Below are 17,969 nucleotides of genomic sequence, written 5' to 3'. Positions count from 1 at the left end.
AGTCTGCGGTTAATATTCGCCAACGCGTACGGAGAAAGCGCGGGGGAGCGGGCCTGACCTGGCCCTTCGAGGGGAGAAAGACTTGAACGTGCGACCGATATCGGGGGCGTCGGTTGACGCGAGGGGGCGCGGCGCCAGGGGACTGCTGGCGTTGATACTCGGTGTTCTGCTGCTGGCCGTCACCGCGTGCGGCGGAGGAGATTCCGGTTCCGGTGACGCCAAGGCGGAGAAGGGCGACTCGTCCGCCACCGAGACCAAGCAGTCCGAGGCGGTCGTCGCCATCAGCCCCAAGAACGGGGCCAAGTCCGTGGACACCAGCGGCGCCCTCAAGGTCGGTGCGACCAAGGGCAAGCTGACCGAGGTCCAGGTCAAGGACGCCAAGGGCACCGCGATAGCCGGGAAGATAGCCGCGGACGGCGCCTCCTGGACGCCGTCCACCCACCTCGCCTCCGGCACCGCCTACACCGTGCACGCGGTCGCGAAGGACGCCGAGGGCCGCACGGCCGCCGAGGACTCCAGCTTCACCACCCTGACCCCGAAGAACACCTTCATCGGCACGTTCACGCCCGAGGACGGCTCGACGGTCGGCGTCGGAATGCCGTTCTCCATCCGCTTCACCCGGGGCATCACCAGCCCCGCGGATGTCGAGAAGGCCATCACGATCAAGACCACGCCGGCCGTCGACGTCGAGGGCCACTGGTTCGGCAACGACCGCCTGGACTTCCGTCCCGAGCAGTACTGGAAGGAAGGCACCAAGGTCACCGTCGACCTCAACCTGAACGGGGTCGAGGGCCGCGACGGCGTCTACGGCAAGCAGAACAAGACCGTCTCCTTCACCATCGGCCGCAACCAGGTCTCCGTCGTGGACGCCAAGAAGCACACGATGAAGATCACCCAGGACGGCAGGACCGTCAAGACCCTGAAGGTCACCACCGGCAAGCCCGGTTACGACACCTGGAACGGCCAGATGGTCATCAGCGAGAAGCTCGCGGTGACCCGGATGAACGGCGAAACGGTCGGCTACGGCGGCGAGTACGACATCAAGGACGTCCCGCACGCCGCCCGCCTCACCGACTCCGGCACCTTCATCCACGGCAACTACTGGGGCGGCGACGCCTTCGGCAACTACAACGCCAGCCACGGCTGCGTGGGCCTGCGTGACGTCAAGGGCGGCTACGACAGCGGGGTGCCGGCCGCCTGGTTCTTCAACCACTCGATGATCGGCGACGTGGTCGTGGTCAAGCACTCCGACGACGCGACGGTCGCCCCGGAGAACGGCCTCAACGGCTGGAACATGTCCTGGGAGAAGTGGAAGGCGTAAGTACGGACGACGGCCAGGGCCCCGGTGTGAGGTACGGCACCGGGGCCCTGGCCGTTAGTCGCCGTTAACCTGCTGGCATGACCGTGAATCTCGAAGTCGCCGAAGGTGTCGGCACCATCCGTCTCGACCGCCCGCCCATGAACGCGCTGGACGTGGCCACCCAGGACCGGCTGAAGGAACTCGCCGAGGAGGCGACCCGGCGCGAGGACGTGCGCGCCGTGATCGTGTACGGCGGGGAGAAGGTGTTCGCGGCCGGCGCGGACATCAAGGAGATGCAGGCCATGGACCACACCGCGATGGTCCTGCGCGCCCGCGCCCTCCAGGACTCGTTCACGGCCGTGGCCCGCATCCCCAAGCCGGTCGTCGCGGCCGTCACCGGCTACGCCCTGGGCGGCGGCTGCGAGCTCGCGCTGTGCGCGGACTTCCGGATCGCCGCGGACAACGCCAAGCTGGGGCAGCCCGAGATCCTGCTCGGTCTGATCCCCGGCGCGGGCGGCACCCAGCGCCTCGCCCGGCTGGTCGGCCCGTCCAGGGCGAAGGACCTGATCTTCACGGGGCGCATGGTCAAGGCCGACGAGGCGCTGACGCTCGGCCTCGTGGACCGGGTCGTGCCCGCCGACGAGGTGTACGCCGAGGCGCACGCGTGGGCGGCGAAGCTCGCGCAGGGCCCGGCGATCGCACTGCGCGCGGCGAAGGAGTCGATCGACACCGGGCTGGAGACCGACATCGAGACCGGCCTCGCGGTGGAACGGAACTGGTTCGCAGGCCTGTTCGCCACGGAGGACCGCGAGCGGGGGATGAAGAGCTTCGTCGAGGAGGGCCCCGGCAAGGCGAAATTCCTCTGAACCCCTTGCAATTGACACGATGTCTGATCCGGGTCCCTCGATGGGGCGCATTATGGGAGCCTTAACGCAACCTTAAGTCTGCCTTGTCGAGGGAGTCCGTCGATTGCCTCCCAGTGAGCCTCCGCCGCAGGTCGGAAGGGCTGCTGACGCCACCGAAGTGCCTGCGGCATATGCCGATCGACCCCATCGGAACGATGTATTCCGGGGGGCGTATTCGTCGGGAACGGCCCCGGGGAACGCCGTGGGCGGCCATGATGGGGGCATGGCGGGGCTGGAGGGTTTCGAACAGCCGCGGGGAGACGGCCGTCTGACGGCGGCGCGCTGGTCTCCGGCGGTCGAGGACGAGCACGCACTGAAGGCGCTCGAACTGTTCGGAAACCCCACGGAGGCCGAGGTCCCGCTGCCGTCCCGGCCGGAGTCCGCGGCCACCGCCCGGCGCCTGACCCAGGTGATCGTGCTCCGGCACTGGGGGCTCTCCCCGAAGATGACCGAGGACGCGGTGTTACTCGTGTCCGAGCTGGTCGGCAACGCGGTGCGGCACACGGGGGCGCGGGTGTTCGGCCTGCGGATGCGGCGTCGGCGGGGGTGGATCCGGATAGAGGTCCGTGACCCCTCCCGCGGACTGCCCTGTCTGATGCCGGTGCAGGAGACGGATGTCAGCGGGCGGGGACTGTTCCTGGTGGACAAGCTGTCCGACCGATGGGGCGTCGACCTGCTCCCTCGCGGCAAGACGACGTGGTTCGAGATGCGGGTGGCCGACAGGTAGCCGGTGGGTCGGTCAGCGGCAATCTCCGACACAACGCCTTAAATGGGGCGGGTGACCGCTACCGAACGTCGAGCCGTGCTTCTCGCCGGCGCCGGGCTGGCGTTGGCCGCCGGGTGCGCGAACAGGAATGCCGTCGCCCATCCCGGCCACTCCTCCGGCAGTGCCCCGGCCCGGCCCGCCCTGTCCGGAAACCTGCCCGCCCAGCTCACCCACGGTCCCCGGGACCGCCCCCGGGTCGCCCTCACCTTCCACGGCGGCGGCGATCCCGGCACCGCCCGCGCCGTCCTCGCCGAGGCCGAGAAGCACGGGGCGCGCCTCACCGTGCTGGCCGTGGGGACCTGGCTCGACGCACACCCCGACCTCGCTCGCCGGATCCGCGACGGCGGCCACGACCTCGGCAACCACACCCTTCGCCACCTCGACATCAACGCGATGTCCGAGGCCGAGGCCAGAGCGGAGATCGCCGGGTGCGCGGAGCGCCTGGAGCGGCTCACCGGGTCGGTGGGCTCCTGGTTCCGCCCCTCCCGTTCGCCCACCGCCTCACCCCTCGTCACCCGGCTGGCCCAGGAGGCCGGCTACCCCCATGTCCTCTCCTACGACGTCGACTCCCTCGACTTCACCTCGCCCGGCGCCGCCGCCGTCGCCCGCAAGGTCCTCGCCGAGATCCGCGAAGGATCCGTGGTGAGCCTGCACTTCGGGTACGACGACACGGTCGCCGCCCTCCCCGTCGTACTGGAAGAACTCGACCGGCGCGGCCTGGCCGCGGTGACCACCACGGAGCTGTTCAGCTGATGTCTCCCACCCCACTGCAGCGCACCCTCGTGAAGAGCACCCTGATCGCGGGCGCCGCGTTCGTCGCCCTCGCCGCCTGCGGCTCCGGGGCCAAGGACGGGGCGGACCAGGCCCGTGGCACCAGGGCGGCCGTCCCGGCCCCGGTGAAACCGGCGAGACCGGTGAGGCCGGTGACGAACCCGGTCCACGGGCTGCCCGGGATGCCCCCCGTCCTGGACCCGCGGGACGTCTACGCGGCCGACCGGCCGAACAAGCTGTCACCGGTGGTCAAGGACTTCCCGCCGCGGGTCTACGTGCCCAACACCGAGTCCGACACCGTCTCCGTGATCGACCCGAAGTCGTACGAGATCATCGACACGATCCGGGTCGGGCGGCAGCCCCAGCACGTCGTGCCCTCCTGGGACATGAAGACCCTCTGGGTCAACAACGACCGCGGGAACACCCTGACGCCGATCGACCCGGAAACCGGCGAGGCGGGCAAGCCCGTCGAGGTGCACGACCCGTACAACCTCTACTTCACGCCGAACGGCAGGTACGCCGTCGTGATGGCCTCCCTCGACCGGGAACTCGTCTTCCGCGACCCGCACACCATGGAGCGGAGGAAGACGGTCCCGGTCAGCTGCTACGGCGTCAACCACGCCGACTTCTCCCTGGACGGGAGGTACTTCATCGTGTCCTGCGAGTTCAGCGGAGAGCTGCTGAAGGTCGACACCGAGAAGATGAAGGTGATCGGGCAGCAGAAGCTCCCCTTCGACGGGGCCATGCCGCAGGACGTCAAGGTCTCGCCGGACGGGAAGCGGTTCTACGTCGCGGACATGATGGCCGACGGGATGTGGGTCCTGGACGGCGACACCTTCGGCAAGCCGACGCTGCTGCCCACCGGCAAGGGCACCCACGGCCTCTACATCAGCCGCGACTCCCGCGAGATGTACGTGTCCAACCGGGGCGAAGGGACCGTCTCCGTCTTCGACTTCGCCGAGAACAGGGTCACGAAGAAGTGGCGCCTGCCGGACGGCGGCAGCCCGGACATGGGCGGCGTCTCCGCCGACGGCAAGGTCCTGTGGCTGTCCGGCCGCTACAACTCCGAGGTCTACGCCATCGACACCCGCACCGGTGCCCAGCTCGCCCGCGTCAAGGTCGGCAGCGGACCGCACGGGCTCGCCGTGTACCCCCAGCCGGGGCGGTACTCACTCGGCCACACCGGCATCTTCCGCTGAGCCGTCGACGCCCCCTGGGGCCGGTGCCAGCAGCACCGCCTCCGCGCCCACCGGACGGTAACCGGCCGCCTGGAACGCCCGCACGCTGCGGGCGTTCCCCGGGGAGACCTGGGCCCACAGGGGCTCCGTGACCAGATGCCTGGCCGCGGTCACCAGCGCCCGCCCCAGGCCCCGGTGCCGTACGTCCTCGTCCACCTCGACCGAGACCTCCAGGCGGCCGCCGACGCCCCGCCCCGTCACCAGCACCCCGCCCTCCGCGGCCCAGGCCCGGACACCGTCCCGTCGCCTGCGGGCGTACACGATGCGGGGATGGTGCGCGTCCTCGATCTCCCGCAGCGCGAGCGGCGGCCCGCCCGGGAGCGGGTCGCCGACCAGCATCGCGTCGACGGTCTCGGACCTGCGCCCGGTCCGGTCCAGGAGGGCGGTCAGGAACCTGGGGTTCAGGGTCGCGGCCAGCGCGTCGCAGTCCAGGCCGCGCAGGGTGGTGTGGACCCACTCCGGGTCCTCGTCGGTGAACACGACCGAGTGCGCCGTGAAGGACAGCACCCCCGCGTCCCGGTGACAGGCCTGCGGTACGACCGTCGTGCCGCCGTCCGCGGGCGGGAACACCCCGCGGGCCGCCGCGTCGAGAATGTCCCGCAAGGTCTCCATCACACCGCTCCCCGAGTCCGTGCCCATGGCCGGGTCCACACTCCCAGACATGATCGGGCACGGCACCGCCGTTTCCCCGGGTGGGCGCCGCACGGCAGGCCGGACCGGGCCGCTAATCTGACGTGCGGCAGAAAGCCAGCAGGACACGACAAAGGCAAGAAAAGGGGCGGACCGGTGGCGCACATCGACATCGAGGAAGCACGCAAGCAGTTCGAGCGGATCGATGCGGACGGTGACGGCACCATCACCGCCGCCGAGTTCAAGTCCGCCCTGGCCCAGGGCGGCGACTGGAACGTGACCGAGTCGGTCGCCGAGGCGATCATCAAGAGCCGCGACCTGAACGGCGACAAGCTCCTGTCGTTCGACGAGTTCTGGGCCTTCCTGAACAAGTAGAGCCGACGGTGAAGGGGGCGCCCCGACGGGCGCCCCCTTCGTCATGCCCGGCCCCGGATCCGTACCGTCCAGCGGCCGTCGTGGCGCTCCAGGACCAGCGGCAGGTCGAAGCACTTGCCGACCTGGTCGCCGGTGAGCACGCGCGGCGCCGGGCCCTGCGCGAGGACCCGGCCCTCGCGCAGCAGCATCGCGTGGCTTGTGCCGTCGAGCAGCAGCCGCGGCGCGGGCATCAGCGCGCGGGCGATGAGCGTACGGCCGCGCTGCCCCTGCGAGAGGGTCGGCCAGCGGGCGTCGGCCAGGTCCCCGAGGCCGAGAATGCCGATGAGCCGGAAGGCCCTGTCCCGCTGTTCCTGGGTCGGCCGCCAACGGGGCAGCGGGGCAACGGAGTTGGTGAGCCCGGTCAGCACCACGTCCCGGACCCGCAGGGGCGCGGTGAGCGGATGCCGCGGGTCGACGTGCCCGACCTGGGCGCGCAGCTCCCGCAGATCGACCCGGCCGAGCCGGCGGCCAAGCACCTCGACCGTGCCGCGGGTGGGGTGCACCAGGGCGCCCAGCAGGCGGAGCAGCGTGGACTTGCCCGCGCCGTTGGCGCCCAGCAGCGCCCAGTGCTCGCCCGCCCGGCGGGCATTCTGCGGGGGGAGCTGGAGGATCCGTTCGCGAGCTGACCCTCCCGTGTCAGGCGTCGGTCGCCCACTCGCGCAGGGCCGCCTTGCTCGCGAAGTCGGCGACGTTCTTGTCCACCGGGTCGTCGGTGTACTGGTGGAAGCGCCACTTCGCCTTGATGCGGGGCTTGCCGGCCGTGACGTAGTCGGCGATCCAGAGCCCGTCGCCGGCGTACGACGTGGTGTCGACGTTCAGCCAGTAGTGCCGGTTGGTGTAGAGGACGACCCGGTTGTTCGGGCGCAGTTGTCTCACCTTGCGGATGAAGGAGTCCTTCTCCGCGTTGCTCGCGTGGGTGCCGTCGCCGGTGGTCTCCCAGTCGACCGCGAGGATGTCGCCGCCCTTCTCGGGGGCGTGTTTGACGAAGTACTCGGCCTGCGCGGTGAGGTTGCCGGGCCACAGGAAGTGGTAGAAGCCGACGACCAGCCCGGCGTCACGGGCATGCTTGGTCTGGGCGGAGAGTTTCGGGTTGGTGTAGGAGCGGCCCTCCGTCGCCTTGATGAAGACGAAGGAGAGGCCCTCCGTGCTGAAGGTGGAGGACTGGTAGGCGCTGACATCGATGCCGCGGAGCATGTGGGGGCTCCCCTGAAGTGTGGGTGGGGGGACGGGAATTGATGATGCCCCACATGTCCGGCGCGGGAACCTCGGCGCCCTGCCGGCACCGCCCGCCGCTTCGCCGACCGGTGCGGGGGCGAAGGCGCGCGCACGGTCCGCCGCCAGCGGTGACGGCCGTACCGCGGCCTTCGTGTCCGCGGGGGCGGTGCGGTGATTGAGGGGGACACGCCGTAGGTGTCCCGCACGCTGCGGATGCGGTGGTTTGTCGCGCCGGGCTCCCGCTCAGCTGTCGTAGTCGACGGTCAGCGTCTCGGAGACCGGGAAGGTCTGGCAGGTCAGTACGTAGCCGGCGTCGACCTCGGCGGGTTCGAGGGCGTAGTTGCGGCGCATGTCGGCCTCGCCGTCGCGGACCAGCGCGCGGCAGGTGCCGCACACGCCGCCCTTGCAGGCGAACGGCAGGTCCGGGCGGACGCGTGCTGCCGAGTCGAGGAGCGTGGTGTCCCGGGGGAGGGCGGACGTGGTGGAGCGGCCGTCGAGGACGACGGTGACCTCGCTGACCGGACCGTCGGCCCGCGCCTCGATGTGACGCACCGGGCGGATCGGCTCGTCGTCGGCGTAGAACAGCTCCTGGTGGATCCGGTCGACGGGCACGCCCAGCCCGGCCAGCACCTTCTGGGCGTCGCGGACCATGCCGTGCGGGCCGCACAGCCACCAGTGGTCCGCGCCGGGCACGTCGACGAGGCCGTCGACGAGCGCGCCGAGCCGCTCGCCGTCCAGCCGGCCGGTGAGCAGTTCGGCCTCGCGCGGCTCGCGGGACAGGACGTGCGCGAGCTGGAAGCGGGTGGGGAACAGGTCCTTCAGATCGGCGAGTTCGTCGGCGAACATCACGGAGTCGGTGCGCCGGTTGCCGTAGAAGAGGGTGACCCGGGAGCGGTCGTCGGCGGCGAGGACCGACTCGGCGATGGAGATCATCGGTGTGATGCCCGACCCGGCGGCGATCAGGACGTGGTGGCCGGGCGTGGTGACGTCGGGGGTGAAGGCGCCGGTGGGGGCCATCACCTCGACGGTGTCGCCGGGCCGGACCTCGTGCACGAGCCAGGAGGAGAACAGGCCGCCGGGCACCTCGCGCACGCCGATGCGCGGGTTCGTGCCGACGGGGGAGCAGATCGAGTACGAGCGCCGCTCGTCCCGTCCGTCGACCTCGCGGCGCAGGGTGAGCGACTGCCCGGGCGCGAAGGAGAACTCCCCGGCCAGGTCGTCGGGGATCGCGAAACCGACGGCGACCGCGTCCGCGCACAGCCGCTGCACCGAGGCGACGCGCAGGGGGTGGAAGGCGGGGCGCCGACGCGCGCGCGGCGCTCCCGCGGGGGCACCGCCGGCCGGGGCCATCAGGTCTTCCATCAGATCTCCTTGACGTACTCGAACGGCTCTCGGCAGGCCCGGCAGCGCCACAGGGCCTTGCAGGAGGTGGCGGCGAAGCGGGAGGTCTCCTCGGTGTCCGCCGAGCCGCAGCGCGGGCAGGCCACCGTGCGCCGGGTGGCGGCCAGGACCAGGGGCACCGGGCCGGGCGCGGGCCGGGGCGCCGGGCCGGGGGGCGCGATGCCGTGCTCGGCGAGCTTGCGGCGGCCCGCCGCGGTGATCCAGTCCGTCGTCCACGGCGGATCCAGCACCGTGCGGATCTCCACCCGCTCGAACCCGGCCGCCCGCAGCCGCCCGGCGACGTCGGCGCGCATCTCCGCCATCGCCGGACAGCCCGAGTAGGTCGGGGTGAGGCTCGCGACAACCCTTCCGTCCCCCGTGATCTCGACGCCGCGCAGGACGCCGAGGTCGGCCAGGGTCAGCATGGGCAGTTCGGGGTCCGGCACCTGCTCGGCGACGTGCCGGGCGCGCAGGACATCCGTCGGCATGGTCGGCACGGTCACCACACAGCCCCCGGGTGCGCGCGGGCCACGCCCTGCAACTCGGCCAGCAGTGGGGCGAGATGCTCGGTGTGCCCGCCCTCGCGACCCGCCCCCGGCGTCGGCCGCCAGGCCGGCATCGGCAGCCCCGCCGCCTCCGTGACCTGCGCCAGGACGGCGACGACCTCGTCCCGTACGTCGTACGCCGTGAACAACTCGCCCAGGTACGGCCCGACCTGGTGCAGGGCCGCCCGCATGCGCCGGTGCGACTCCGGCGTGCCGTCCCCGAGCCGTACGGCCCAGTCGGCGGCGTACTGCCGGTGGTAGGTCAGTTCCTTGACGCCCTTGGCGGCGACGGCGGACAGCACCGGGTCCGGGGAGGCCGCGAGCCTCTCGAAGTGGGCGAGCCGCCAGCTGGACAGCACCAGCAGCCGCACGATGGAGAACGCGAAGTCGCCGCCCGGGAGTTCGGCCAGGCGGACGTTGCGGAAGTCGTCCGCGTCGCGGAGGTAGGCGTACGCGTCCTCGCCGCGGCCGGAGCCGTCGACCTGGCCGCAGCGCGCGTACAGCAGCCGGGCCTGGCCGAGCAGGTCGAGGCCGATGTTGGCGAGCGCCACCTCCTCCTCCAGCTCCGGGGCGCGGGTGGTCCACTCGGCCAGGCGCTGGGCCGAGACCAGGGCGTCGTCGCCGAGCGCCAGGCAGGTCGCGGCGAGCTCGGTGGCGTCCACGCCCGCGGGCACGGCGGTGTCGACCCCGTGCAGCGGGTCCTCGAACCCGGTGCCGAACGCCCAGCGCGCGTCGCCGCCCTCGTCGTGCCCCTCGGCCAGGGACAGGTAGACGTGATCGTCACTCATGTCCTGCTCCTCAGATGTGGGGGACGTCGTCGGGGATGTCGTAGAACGTCGGGTGGCGGTAGACCTTGTCGGCGCTCGGGGCGAAGAAGGGGTCCTTCTCGTCGCGGGTGGAGGCGGCGATGTGCTCCGAACGCACCACCCAGATGCTCACGCCCTCGTTGCGCCGCGTGTACAGGTCGCGGGCGTGGGTGAGCGCCATCCGGTCGTCGGCGGCGTGCAGCGAGCCCACGTGCACGTGGTTCAGCCCGCGCTTGCCGCGCACGAACACCTCGTACAGCGGCCAGTTGCCCTTCGTGCCCTCGGTGTCGCTCATGCCGCCGAACCTTCCTCGCGCCGCTTGTCCTGTTTGGCCGCGTGCGCGGCCGCCGCCTCCCGCACCCAGGCGCCCTCCTCGTGGGCGGTCCTGCGCCGCTCCATCCGCTGGGCGTTGCAGGGGCCGTCGCCGGAGATCACCCGCTTGAGCTCGGACCAGTCGGGGGTGCCGAAGTCGTGGTGACCGCGCTCCTCGTTCCAGCGCAGCTCCGGGTCGGGCAGGGTCACGCCGAGCTTCTCGGCCTGCGGGACGGTCATGTCGACGAAGCGCTGGCGCAGTTCGTCGTTGGTGTGCCGCTTGATCTTCCAGGCCATCGACTGGGCGGAGTTCGGGGAGTCGTCGTCGGGCGGGCCGAACATCATCAGGGACGGCCACCACCAGCGGTCCACCGCGTCCTGGACCATGGCCCGCTGCTCGTCGGTGCCGCGCATCATCGTCAGCAGCAGTTCGTAGCCCTGTCGCTGGTGGAACGACTCCTCCTTGCAGACCCGCACCATGGCGCGGGCGTACGGCCCGTACGAACTGCGGCACAGCGGCACCTGGTTGCAGATCGCCGCGCCGTCCACGAACCAGCCGATCACGCCGACGTCCGCGAAGGTCGGCGTCGGGTAGTTGAAGATCGACGAGTACTTCTGGCGCCCCTCGATGAGCCGCTCGGTGAGGTCGGCGCGGTCGGCGCCCAGGGTCTCGGCCGCCGAGTACAGGTACAGCCCGTGCCCCGCCTCGTCCTGGACCTTCGCGAACAGGATGGCCTTGCGGCGCAGCGACGGCGCGCGGGTGATCCACTCGCCCTCGGGCTGCATGCCGATGATCTCCGAGTGCGCGTGCTGCGCGATCTGCCGGATCAGCGTCCTGCGGTATCCCTCGGGCATCCAGTCGCGCGGCTCGATCCGCTGGTTGTGCGCGATCGTGTCGTCGAAGTGCCGCTGGAGCTCCGGCTCGGCGCGGTCCGCGGGCGGTGCCGAGGACGACGTACCGGACTGTGGTGAGGTCATCGAATCCCACTTCCCAACCGACCGTTCGTTCGGCCCATGGTATGACGAACCGAGTCCCTTGGGGAAGTGCCGCCCCATGATCGGTCTCCCGTGGCGGCGGCAGAGCCCTGCGGTCGCGCTCACAGGCGTCCTGGCCGCCGTGCCCGCGTCACGGCCGTCCCGGCTGCCGTGCCCGCGCTCACGGCCACGGATAGAACCCCTGCCCCGTCTTGCGCCCCAGCTCGCCGCGGGCGACCTTGGCCCGCAGCAGGGCCGGCGGTGCGAAGCGCTCCCCGAGGGTGGCGTGCAGGTGTTCGGCGATGGCCAGGCGCACGTCGAGCCCGACCAGGTCCGTCAGGCGCAGCGGGCCCATCGGGTGCCGGTAGCCGAGGCGCATGGCGTCGTCGATGGCCGCCGGCTCGGCGACCCCCTCCTCGACCATGCGGATCGCCTCCAGGCCCAGGGCCAGGCCGAGGCGGCTGCTGGCGAACCCGGGGGAGTCCTTGACGACCACGTCCGTCTTCCCGAGGGCCTGCGTCCAGCCCAGGGCGGCCCGCACGACCTCGTCGCGGGTGTCCGGCGCGACCACCACCTCGACCAGCTCGGACGCGGGCACGGGGTTGAAGAAGTGCATCCCGAGGAAACGGCCGGGTTCGGTGAGGGCGCAGGCGAGCTCGGTCACCGACAGCGAGCTGGTATTGGTGGCGAGCACGGTCGCCGGTCCCACGGCCCGCTCGGCGGCGGCGAGCAGCCGGGCCTTGAGCGCGGCGTCCTCGGGGACGGCCTCCACGACGAGACCGGCGTCCGCGGGCAGCCGCTCCACCGCGGTCACGGTGGTGACGCGGTCGAGCACCCGCTCGGCGGGTTCGTCGAGAACGCCCCGTTCGGCCGCCCGCCGCAGACCGGTGGCGACCCGGTCCCGTGCCGCGGCCGCGGCCTGCTCGTCGCCCTCCACGAGCGTCACGGACGAACCGGCCGTCGCGAAGGACTGCGCGATACCGGCGCCCATACGGCCACCGCCGATCACTCCGACCAGAGCGGGTGTCGAGGTCATGCGCGGTTCCTCTCCAGGAAGCGGGTCATGCGTTCCTTCTTGTCCTCGCCCTCGAACAGCACGGCCTGCGCCAGGTCGTCGGCGACCGGGTGCGCTCCCGGCGAGTCGACGACGAGCTTGGTCAGGCGCAGCGCGGTGGGGGAGAGCCGCGCCATGCGGTCGAGCAGGGCATGCGCCTCGGCCAGCAGTTCGTCCGCCGGTACGACGTCGATGACCAGCCCGGCCGCCAGCGCCGCCCGCGCGTCGAGGTTCCGGCCGGCGAGCAGCACCTGCTTGGCGACCGACTCGCCGACCAGCTGGGGCAGCCGCCAGCAGGCACCGGCGGCGGCGAGGATGCCGAGCCCCGGCTCCGGATTGCCGAACACGGCGTCCGGTCCGGCGATGCGCAGGTCGCAGGCGTACGACAGTTCCGCGCCGCCGCCCAGGGCCCAGCCGTCGACCGCGGCCAGCGTCGGCATCGGCAGCCGCCGCACCCGCTCGAACAGGCGGCTGTTGATGCCCTGGAGCGCCTCCTCGCGGCCCCGGCGGCGCAGTTCCGCGATGTCGGCCCCGCCGGCGAAGACGCCGCCGTGCCCGGTGAGCAGCAGCAGCCTGGGTTCGCGCTCCAGCAGCGCGCACACCTCGTGCAGTTCGGCGATCATGCCGCCGCTGATGGCGTTGCGCGCCTCGGGGCGGTGCAGGGTGACGACCACCCGGTCCTCGCGCTCCTCGACCAGCAGCGTCTCGTACGTACCGAGGCCGCCGCTCATACCCGCTCCACCAGCATCGCCACGCCCTGCCCGACGCCGACACACAGGGTCGCGAGGCCGCGGCGGGCGTCCTCGCGCTCCAGACGGCCGAGCAGGGTGAGCAGGATGCGGGCGCCGGAGCAGCCCAGGGGGTGTCCGAGGGCGATGCCGCCGCCGTCGGCGTTGACCCGTTCCTCGTCGAGCTTCAGCCGCCGCACGACCGCCAGGGCCTGGGCGGCGAAGGCCTCGTTCAGCTCCACCGCGCCCAGGTCGCCGGTCTGCCAGCCGGCCCGGCCCAGCGCCTTTTCCGTGGCCGGCACGGGCCCGAGCCCCATCAGGCGCGGCTCGACCCCCGCCGAGGCGGTGGTGACGACCCGCGCCCGGGGCGTGAGGCCGTACCGCTCGACCGCCTCGCCGCTCGCGACGACCAGGGCCGCGGCGCCGTCGGAGAGCGGCGAGGAGTTGCCCGCGGTGACGATTCCGCCGGCCCGGAAGGAGGTGCGCAGCCGGGCCAGTTTCTCCGGGGAGGTGTCCGGACGCGGTCCCTCGTCATGGGTCACCTCGCCGTCCTTCACCGGCACCGGCACGATCTCGCGGTCGAAGCGGCCCGCCTGCCGGGCGGCCACCGCCCGCCGGTGGCTGCGCAGGGCGAAGGCGTCGGCCTCGGCACGGGTGATCCCGTCGAGGGCGGCCACCTCCTCGGCGGTCTCGCCCATGGACAGGGTCCGGTCGGCGGTGAAGCGCGGGTTGGTGAAGCGCCAGCCGAGCGCCGAGTCGTGGACCTCGCCCGGCTTGGCCCAGGGCGTGCCGGGCTTGGCCATCACCCAGGGGGCGCGGGTCATGGACTCCACACCGCCCGCGACGACCAGGTCGGCCTCGCCTGCCCGGATCGCCTGGGCGGCCGAGGCCACCGCGGTCAGGCCCGAGGCGCACAGCCGGTTGACGGTGTAGCCGGGCACGGTGTCCGGCAGCCCGGCCAGCAGGACGGCCATCCGGGCCACGTCCCGGTTGTCCTCGCCGGCCTGGTTGGCCGCGCCGAGGATCACCTCGTCCACGGCCTCACCCGGTATCCCCGAGCGGCGGACGGCCTCGCCGACCACCAGGGCGGCCAGGTCGTCGGGGCGTACGGACGCCAGCGCGCCGCCGTATCGGCCCTGCGGGGTACGGGCCCCGTCGATCAGGTAGATCTCGTCAGACATGTGCGGGCTCCTCGGAGGTGACCGGCCGGCGGGACCGAAGCGTGGTGCGGCGGCCGGGGACGAAGGCGGGGGCGGACGCGGTGGCGCCGGCCGCGGGGTCGGCGGCGCTGCCGTGGACGTCGCTGAACGTGGCGGAGCGGTTGACGGACCCGCCACGGGTGCGGTTCTCCGACGCGTGCCCGCCGGCCGCCGGGGAGGCGCGCGGGCCGTACTCGGTGGAGTCGGTGCCGATGGCGCGGGAGACGGGCCCGAACCACTCCTGGGTGCGGGTCTCCCGGTCGGTCTCCGCGTCCGGCCGGGCCGTCGAAGGCGTCCGGACGGCCGCCTCGGGTCGCCCGGGATCCTCGACGGACGCCGACTCGACGGACGCCGACGCCCGTGCCGTACGGCCCGGGGCCGAGGCCCGCTCCCGTCGTCCGCACCCCCCGGCGCCGACGATCGCCCCGCGCTGGGGGCCGGTTTCTCCGGACGTCAGCGCACGCTGCCGGACCAGGCGCTCAGGGATCGCGTCGGGCATGGGGCCACCTCTTGACAGGCAGTGGTGATGCTGGATTACTAGGCCGTGCCGCACGCTAACCGAATGTTCGGTCGGTTCACAAGGTGGTGGAAACAGTGACACAGGCCACTGGCGCGACGCCGGGCCCCGCGGAGGCGATGTTCGCCGCGGACCAGGCGTCCAAGGGCCTCGGGATCGAGTTGCTGGAGCACGGCGAGGGGACCGCCGAGCTCCGGATGACCGTGACGCCGGAGATGGTCAACGGCCACGGGATCGCCCACGGCGGGTATGTCTTCCTCCTCGCCGACACCGCCTTCGCCTGTGCCTGCAACAGTCATGGCCCCATGACCGTCGCCGCCGCGGCCGACATCGACTTCGTCGCACCCGCCCGCGCGGGCGACGTCCTGGTCGCCACCGCGTGCGAGCGCACCAGGTTCGGCCGCAGCGGCATCTACGACGTGAGCGTCCGGCGTGGCGAGGAGGTGATCGCGGAGTTCCGCGGTCGCAGCCGCAGTGTCCGGAGTACGAGGACGAAGGAGCCCTGATGAGCAGCGAACCGATGGCCCCGGCGGTGGCGGGAGCACGCCGGGGTGCGCCGCTTCCCCAGGAACTGCTGGACGACGGCGAGCGGATGACCCGCGAGCAGCTCAGGGAGCTCCAGCTCGACCGGCTGCGGGCGACCTTGCGGCATGCGTACGAGCATGTCGAGCTGTACCGGAGGAAGTTCGACGAGGCCGGGCTCAAGCCCGACGACTGCCGTGCGCCGGAGGACCTGTCCCGGTTCCCCTTCACCACGAAGGCCGATCTGCGCGACACGTATCCCTTCGGCATGTTCGCCGTGCCCATGGACCAGGTCCGCCGCGTCCACGCCTCCAGCGGCACCACCGGCCGCCCCACCGTGGTCGGCTACACCGAGAACGACCTGTCGATGTGGGCCGACGTGGTCGCCCGCTCGATCCGGGCCGCGGGCGGCCGCCCCGGCCACAAGGTGCACATCTCCTACGGCTACGGCCTGTTCACCGGCGGCCTGGGCGCCCACTACGGCGCCGAGCGGGCCGGCTGCACCGTGATCCCCGCCTCGGGCGGCATGACCGCCCGCCAGGTGCAGATCATCCAGGACTTCCGGCCCGAGATCATCATGGTCACCCCCTCGTACATGCTGACGCTCCTCGACGAGTTCGAGCGCCAGGGCGTCGACCCGCGCTCCACCTCCCTGAAGGTCGGCATCTTCGGCGCCGAACCGTGGACCGAGGAGATGCGCCGCGAGATCGAGGAGCGCCTGGACATCCACGCCGTCGACATATACGGCCTGTCCGAGGTCATCGGTCCCGGCGTGGCACAGGAATGCGTGGAGACCAAGGACGGTCTCCACGTGTGGGAGGACCACTTCTACCCCGAGGTCGTCGACCCGATCACGGGCGAGGCGCTGCCGGACGGCGAGGAGGGCGAGCTGGTCTTCACCTCCCTCACCAAGGAGGCGCTGCCGATCATCCGTTACCGCACCCGCGACCTGACCCGGCTGCTGCCCGGCACCGCCCGGCCCGCCTTCCGCCGCATCGAGAAGATCACCGGCCGCTGCGACGACATGATCATCCTGCGTGGGGTGAACGTCTTCCCCAGCCAGATCGAGGAGATCGTGCTGCGTGTCCCCGGTGTGGCCCCGCACTTCCAGGTCCAGCTGACCCGGAGCGGACGGATGGACCACATGACCGTCCGGGTCGAGGCCCGCCCGGGTGCCGGCCCCGACCAGCGCGAAGCAGCGGCCAAGGCCATCGCGAAGGGCGTCAAGGACGGCGTCGGCGTCAGTGTCGAGGTCGCCGTCGTCGACCCGGAGACCCTGGAGCGGTCGCTCGGCAAGCTCCGCCGGGTCAAGGACCTGCGGCAGGAGTGACACCGGCCCTCCCGTCAGCGCCGCTTGTCACAATGGCCTCGTGACCAGAACACCTGTGCAGAACCCCGTCGGCCGCCGCGACCGTCCCGCCTACGACCGTGCCTCCCTGCTTGAGGTCGCGGTCGTGGTCTTCAACGAGCGCGGCTACGACGGCACCGGCATGGAAGAGCTGGCCAGACGCCTCGGCCTGAGCAAGTCGAGCATCTACCACCACGTGTCCGGCAAGGAGGAACTCCTCGGCCTCGCCGTCGGGCGCGCCCTGGACGCCCTCTTCGCCGTACTGGACGAGGTTCCGGACCCCGCGGCCACGGCGACCGAGAGGCTGGCGCACGTGGTGCACGGCAGCGTCGAGGTGCTGGCCGCCGAGCTGCCGTACGTCACCCTGCTGCTGCGGGTCCGCGGCAACAGCGCGGTCGAACAGCAGGCGCTGGACCGGCGCCGCGAGTTCGACCACCGGGTCGCCGAGCTGGTGTCCCGCGCGGCGGCCGAGGGCGGCGTACGCGACGACATCGACCCGCACCTGATCAGCCGGCTGCTGTTCGGCACGGTCAACTCCCTCATCGAGTGGTACCGGACCGACGGCGGACTCCCCGTCGCCACCCTGGCCGACGCCCTCACCGCGGTCCTCTTCGACGGTCTGCGCGCCGGGCCCGGGAGCTGACACGGCACGGCCGTGCGGCCGGCACCCCTCCCGGGGCGGCGCTCACGGGTGGTCGAGGCCCCACGGGTTGGCCGTGGCGGGAGGGGCGGACGGAGTGGGCGTGGGCCGCCCGGCCGTGCGGCACGGTCGCGGGTGCGCCGGCGGGAGCAGTCGGTAGGCGCCGATCCGGTCGGTCCTGAACCTCACCCGCGCGGTGCCGGACCCGAGGCGGCCGGTGTCCTCGGGCAGTTCGCCCCAGGTCAGGGGCGCGCCCGTGTACGCCGCCATGAGGACGCCGGTGCAGCCGTCGCGTTCCCCCGCGGCGAGCCCCGCGGGGAAGCCGACGGTCCGGTCCTCGCTTCCCAGGGTGGCCAGCCGGACGCGCAGCGCGGACGTCATGTCCGTCCCCGCCGCCGTGGCGGTGAGCCTCCAGAACTGCACCTGCACGGCGATCGGTTCGCACAGCGGCCCGCCGTCGGCCAGGGAGCGCGGGCGGATCACGACGGCCGCGTCGGCGTCCCCGGGGAACGACACCGCGGGGCGCAGCCACCGCGCCCGCTGCGCGGGCGACCAGGTGTCGTCCGCGCGGCAGCCACCGGCGTGCGCGCTGCCGGTGAGTCCCGCGCAGCCCGCGGTCAGCAGGGCGGCGGCCACCGACACCGCCACCGTCAGCGGCATCGACGACCGGCGGGCGCGATCGGTCCTGGACATGGTCTCCCTCG

The 17,969-nt window shown here is 72.3% G+C and carries 22 protein-coding genes; 9 read left to right on the top strand and 13 right to left on the bottom strand.

What is annotated here, in order from left to right:
* The first annotated feature begins 82 nt into the window (after nt 1–82).
* The 5 genes from AQI94_RS40245 (at nt 83) to AQI94_RS40225 (ending at nt 4,941) form a co-directional block, all read left to right on the top strand.
* Nucleotides 83–1,321 (top strand): L,D-transpeptidase, encoded by a 1,239-nt coding sequence (locus tag AQI94_RS40245; RefSeq protein ID WP_199814402.1) that lies wholly within the window; start codon nt 83–85, stop codon nt 1,319–1,321.
* A 77-nt stretch (nt 1,322–1,398) separates the two neighbouring features.
* A complete protein-coding gene (locus tag AQI94_RS40240; protein WP_031059079.1) occupies nt 1,399–2,166 on the top strand; it encodes an enoyl-CoA hydratase/isomerase family protein in 768 nt (255 codons plus the stop codon).
* A gap of 262 nt (nt 2,167–2,428) precedes the next feature.
* Nucleotides 2,429–2,932, top strand: a complete 504-nt coding sequence (locus tag AQI94_RS40235) for an ATP-binding protein (protein WP_031059076.1) — start codon at nt 2,429–2,431, stop codon at nt 2,930–2,932.
* 42 nt (nt 2,933–2,974) lie between these two features.
* On the top strand, nt 2,975–3,724 hold the full coding sequence (locus tag AQI94_RS40230; RefSeq protein WP_031059074.1) for a polysaccharide deacetylase family protein: 750 nt from the start codon (nt 2,975–2,977) through the stop codon (nt 3,722–3,724).
* Entirely contained in the window at nt 3,724–4,941 is a 1,218-nt protein-coding gene (locus AQI94_RS40225; protein ID WP_031059072.1) for a YVTN family beta-propeller repeat protein, read from the top strand. The genes AQI94_RS40230 and AQI94_RS40225 overlap by 1 nt, the downstream gene beginning before the upstream one ends.
* Here AQI94_RS40225 and AQI94_RS40220 read toward each other — a convergent pair.
* Nucleotides 4,912–5,592, bottom strand: a complete 681-nt coding sequence (locus tag AQI94_RS40220; RefSeq protein WP_037945299.1) for a GNAT family N-acetyltransferase — start codon at nt 5,590–5,592, stop codon at nt 4,912–4,914. The two genes, AQI94_RS40225 and AQI94_RS40220, sit on opposite strands and share 30 nt — an antisense overlap.
* A 174-nt stretch (nt 5,593–5,766) precedes the next feature.
* On the opposite strand from AQI94_RS40220, the gene AQI94_RS40215 reads away from it, so the two are divergent.
* On the top strand, nt 5,767–5,985 hold the full coding sequence (locus tag AQI94_RS40215; protein ID WP_020121116.1) for an EF-hand domain-containing protein: 219 nt from the start codon (nt 5,767–5,769) through the stop codon (nt 5,983–5,985).
* A 41-nt stretch (nt 5,986–6,026) separates the two neighbouring features.
* Here the strand turns inward: AQI94_RS40215 and AQI94_RS40210 are convergent, their stop codons facing one another.
* The 11 genes from AQI94_RS40210 to AQI94_RS40160 all read right to left on the bottom strand — a co-directional run bounded on the left by AQI94_RS40210 (nt 6,027) and on the right by AQI94_RS40160 (nt 14,737).
* The gene (locus tag AQI94_RS40210; RefSeq protein ID WP_051832939.1) at nt 6,027–6,635 is read right to left on the bottom strand and encodes an ABC transporter ATP-binding protein; all 609 of its coding nucleotides are present in this window, start codon (nt 6,633–6,635) and stop codon (nt 6,027–6,029) included.
* A gap of 25 nt (nt 6,636–6,660) precedes the next feature.
* Nucleotides 6,661–7,218 carry a glycoside hydrolase family 25 protein gene (locus tag AQI94_RS40205; protein ID WP_031059065.1) on the bottom strand — a complete coding sequence of 186 codons (558 nt, stop codon included), beginning with the start codon at nt 7,216–7,218 and terminating at the stop codon, nt 6,661–6,663.
* Nucleotides 7,219–7,482: 264 nt separating this feature from the next.
* Nucleotides 7,483–8,601, bottom strand: a complete 1,119-nt coding sequence (paaE, locus tag AQI94_RS40200; protein WP_199814401.1) for a 1,2-phenylacetyl-CoA epoxidase subunit PaaE — start codon at nt 8,599–8,601, stop codon at nt 7,483–7,485.
* Nucleotides 8,601–9,107 carry a 1,2-phenylacetyl-CoA epoxidase subunit PaaD gene (gene paaD, locus AQI94_RS40195; protein ID WP_107119445.1) on the bottom strand — a complete coding sequence of 169 codons (507 nt, stop codon included), beginning with the start codon at nt 9,105–9,107 and terminating at the stop codon, nt 8,601–8,603. The genes paaE and paaD overlap by 1 nt, the downstream gene beginning before the upstream one ends.
* A gap of 11 nt (nt 9,108–9,118) precedes the next feature.
* Nucleotides 9,119–9,952 carry a 1,2-phenylacetyl-CoA epoxidase subunit PaaC gene (gene paaC / locus AQI94_RS40190; RefSeq protein WP_031052837.1) on the bottom strand — a complete coding sequence of 278 codons (834 nt, stop codon included), beginning with the start codon at nt 9,950–9,952 and terminating at the stop codon, nt 9,119–9,121.
* Nucleotides 9,953–9,962: 10 nt separating this feature from the next.
* Entirely contained in the window at nt 9,963–10,265 is a 303-nt protein-coding gene (gene paaB / locus AQI94_RS40185) for a 1,2-phenylacetyl-CoA epoxidase subunit PaaB (protein WP_031052834.1), read from the bottom strand.
* The gene (gene paaA, locus AQI94_RS40180) at nt 10,262–11,260 is read right to left on the bottom strand and encodes a 1,2-phenylacetyl-CoA epoxidase subunit PaaA (protein ID WP_031052831.1); all 999 of its coding nucleotides are present in this window, start codon (nt 11,258–11,260) and stop codon (nt 10,262–10,264) included. The genes paaB and paaA overlap by 4 nt, the downstream gene beginning before the upstream one ends.
* Nucleotides 11,261–11,438: 178 nt before the next feature.
* Nucleotides 11,439–12,293, bottom strand: coding sequence for a 3-hydroxyacyl-CoA dehydrogenase family protein (locus AQI94_RS40175; RefSeq protein ID WP_031052827.1), 855 nt, complete (start codon nt 12,291–12,293; stop codon nt 11,439–11,441).
* A complete protein-coding gene (locus AQI94_RS40170; protein ID WP_062230295.1) occupies nt 12,290–13,042 on the bottom strand; it encodes an enoyl-CoA hydratase/isomerase family protein in 753 nt (250 codons plus the stop codon). The genes AQI94_RS40175 and AQI94_RS40170 overlap by 4 nt, the downstream gene beginning before the upstream one ends.
* A complete protein-coding gene (locus AQI94_RS40165; RefSeq protein ID WP_031054038.1) occupies nt 13,039–14,220 on the bottom strand; it encodes a thiolase family protein in 1,182 nt (393 codons plus the stop codon). The genes AQI94_RS40170 and AQI94_RS40165 overlap by 4 nt, the downstream gene beginning before the upstream one ends.
* On the bottom strand, nt 14,213–14,737 hold the full coding sequence (locus AQI94_RS40160; RefSeq protein WP_062230293.1) for an aldehyde dehydrogenase family protein: 525 nt from the start codon (nt 14,735–14,737) through the stop codon (nt 14,213–14,215). The genes AQI94_RS40165 and AQI94_RS40160 overlap by 8 nt, the downstream gene beginning before the upstream one ends.
* A 95-nt stretch (nt 14,738–14,832) precedes the next feature.
* Between AQI94_RS40160 and paaI the strand changes: the two genes are divergently transcribed.
* The 3 genes from paaI to AQI94_RS40145 are packed head-to-tail and all read left to right on the top strand — an operon-like array spanning nt 14,833 to nt 17,268.
* Entirely contained in the window at nt 14,833–15,261 is a 429-nt protein-coding gene (gene paaI, locus AQI94_RS40155; RefSeq protein ID WP_037945264.1) for a hydroxyphenylacetyl-CoA thioesterase PaaI, read from the top strand.
* Nucleotides 15,261–16,607 carry a phenylacetate--CoA ligase PaaK gene (paaK, locus tag AQI94_RS40150; protein ID WP_031058821.1) on the top strand — a complete coding sequence of 449 codons (1,347 nt, stop codon included), beginning with the start codon at nt 15,261–15,263 and terminating at the stop codon, nt 16,605–16,607. The genes paaI and paaK overlap by 1 nt, the downstream gene beginning before the upstream one ends.
* A 40-nt stretch (nt 16,608–16,647) precedes the next feature.
* Nucleotides 16,648–17,268 carry a TetR/AcrR family transcriptional regulator gene (locus tag AQI94_RS40145; RefSeq protein ID WP_404817950.1) on the top strand — a complete coding sequence of 207 codons (621 nt, stop codon included), beginning with the start codon at nt 16,648–16,650 and terminating at the stop codon, nt 17,266–17,268.
* A gap of 42 nt (nt 17,269–17,310) precedes the next feature.
* Here the strand turns inward: AQI94_RS40145 and AQI94_RS40140 are convergent, their stop codons facing one another.
* Nucleotides 17,311–17,958 (bottom strand): hypothetical protein, encoded by a 648-nt coding sequence (locus AQI94_RS40140; protein WP_158806457.1) that lies wholly within the window; start codon nt 17,956–17,958, stop codon nt 17,311–17,313.
* Nucleotides 17,959–17,969 lie beyond the last annotated feature (11 nt).

Source organism: Streptomyces pseudovenezuelae (genome assembly GCF_001513955.1).
Taxonomy (GTDB): domain Bacteria; phylum Actinomycetota; class Actinomycetes; order Streptomycetales; family Streptomycetaceae; genus Streptomyces; species Streptomyces pseudovenezuelae.
Note: the sequence above shows the minus strand (reverse complement) of the source record. Positions and strands in the feature narration are given on the sequence as shown.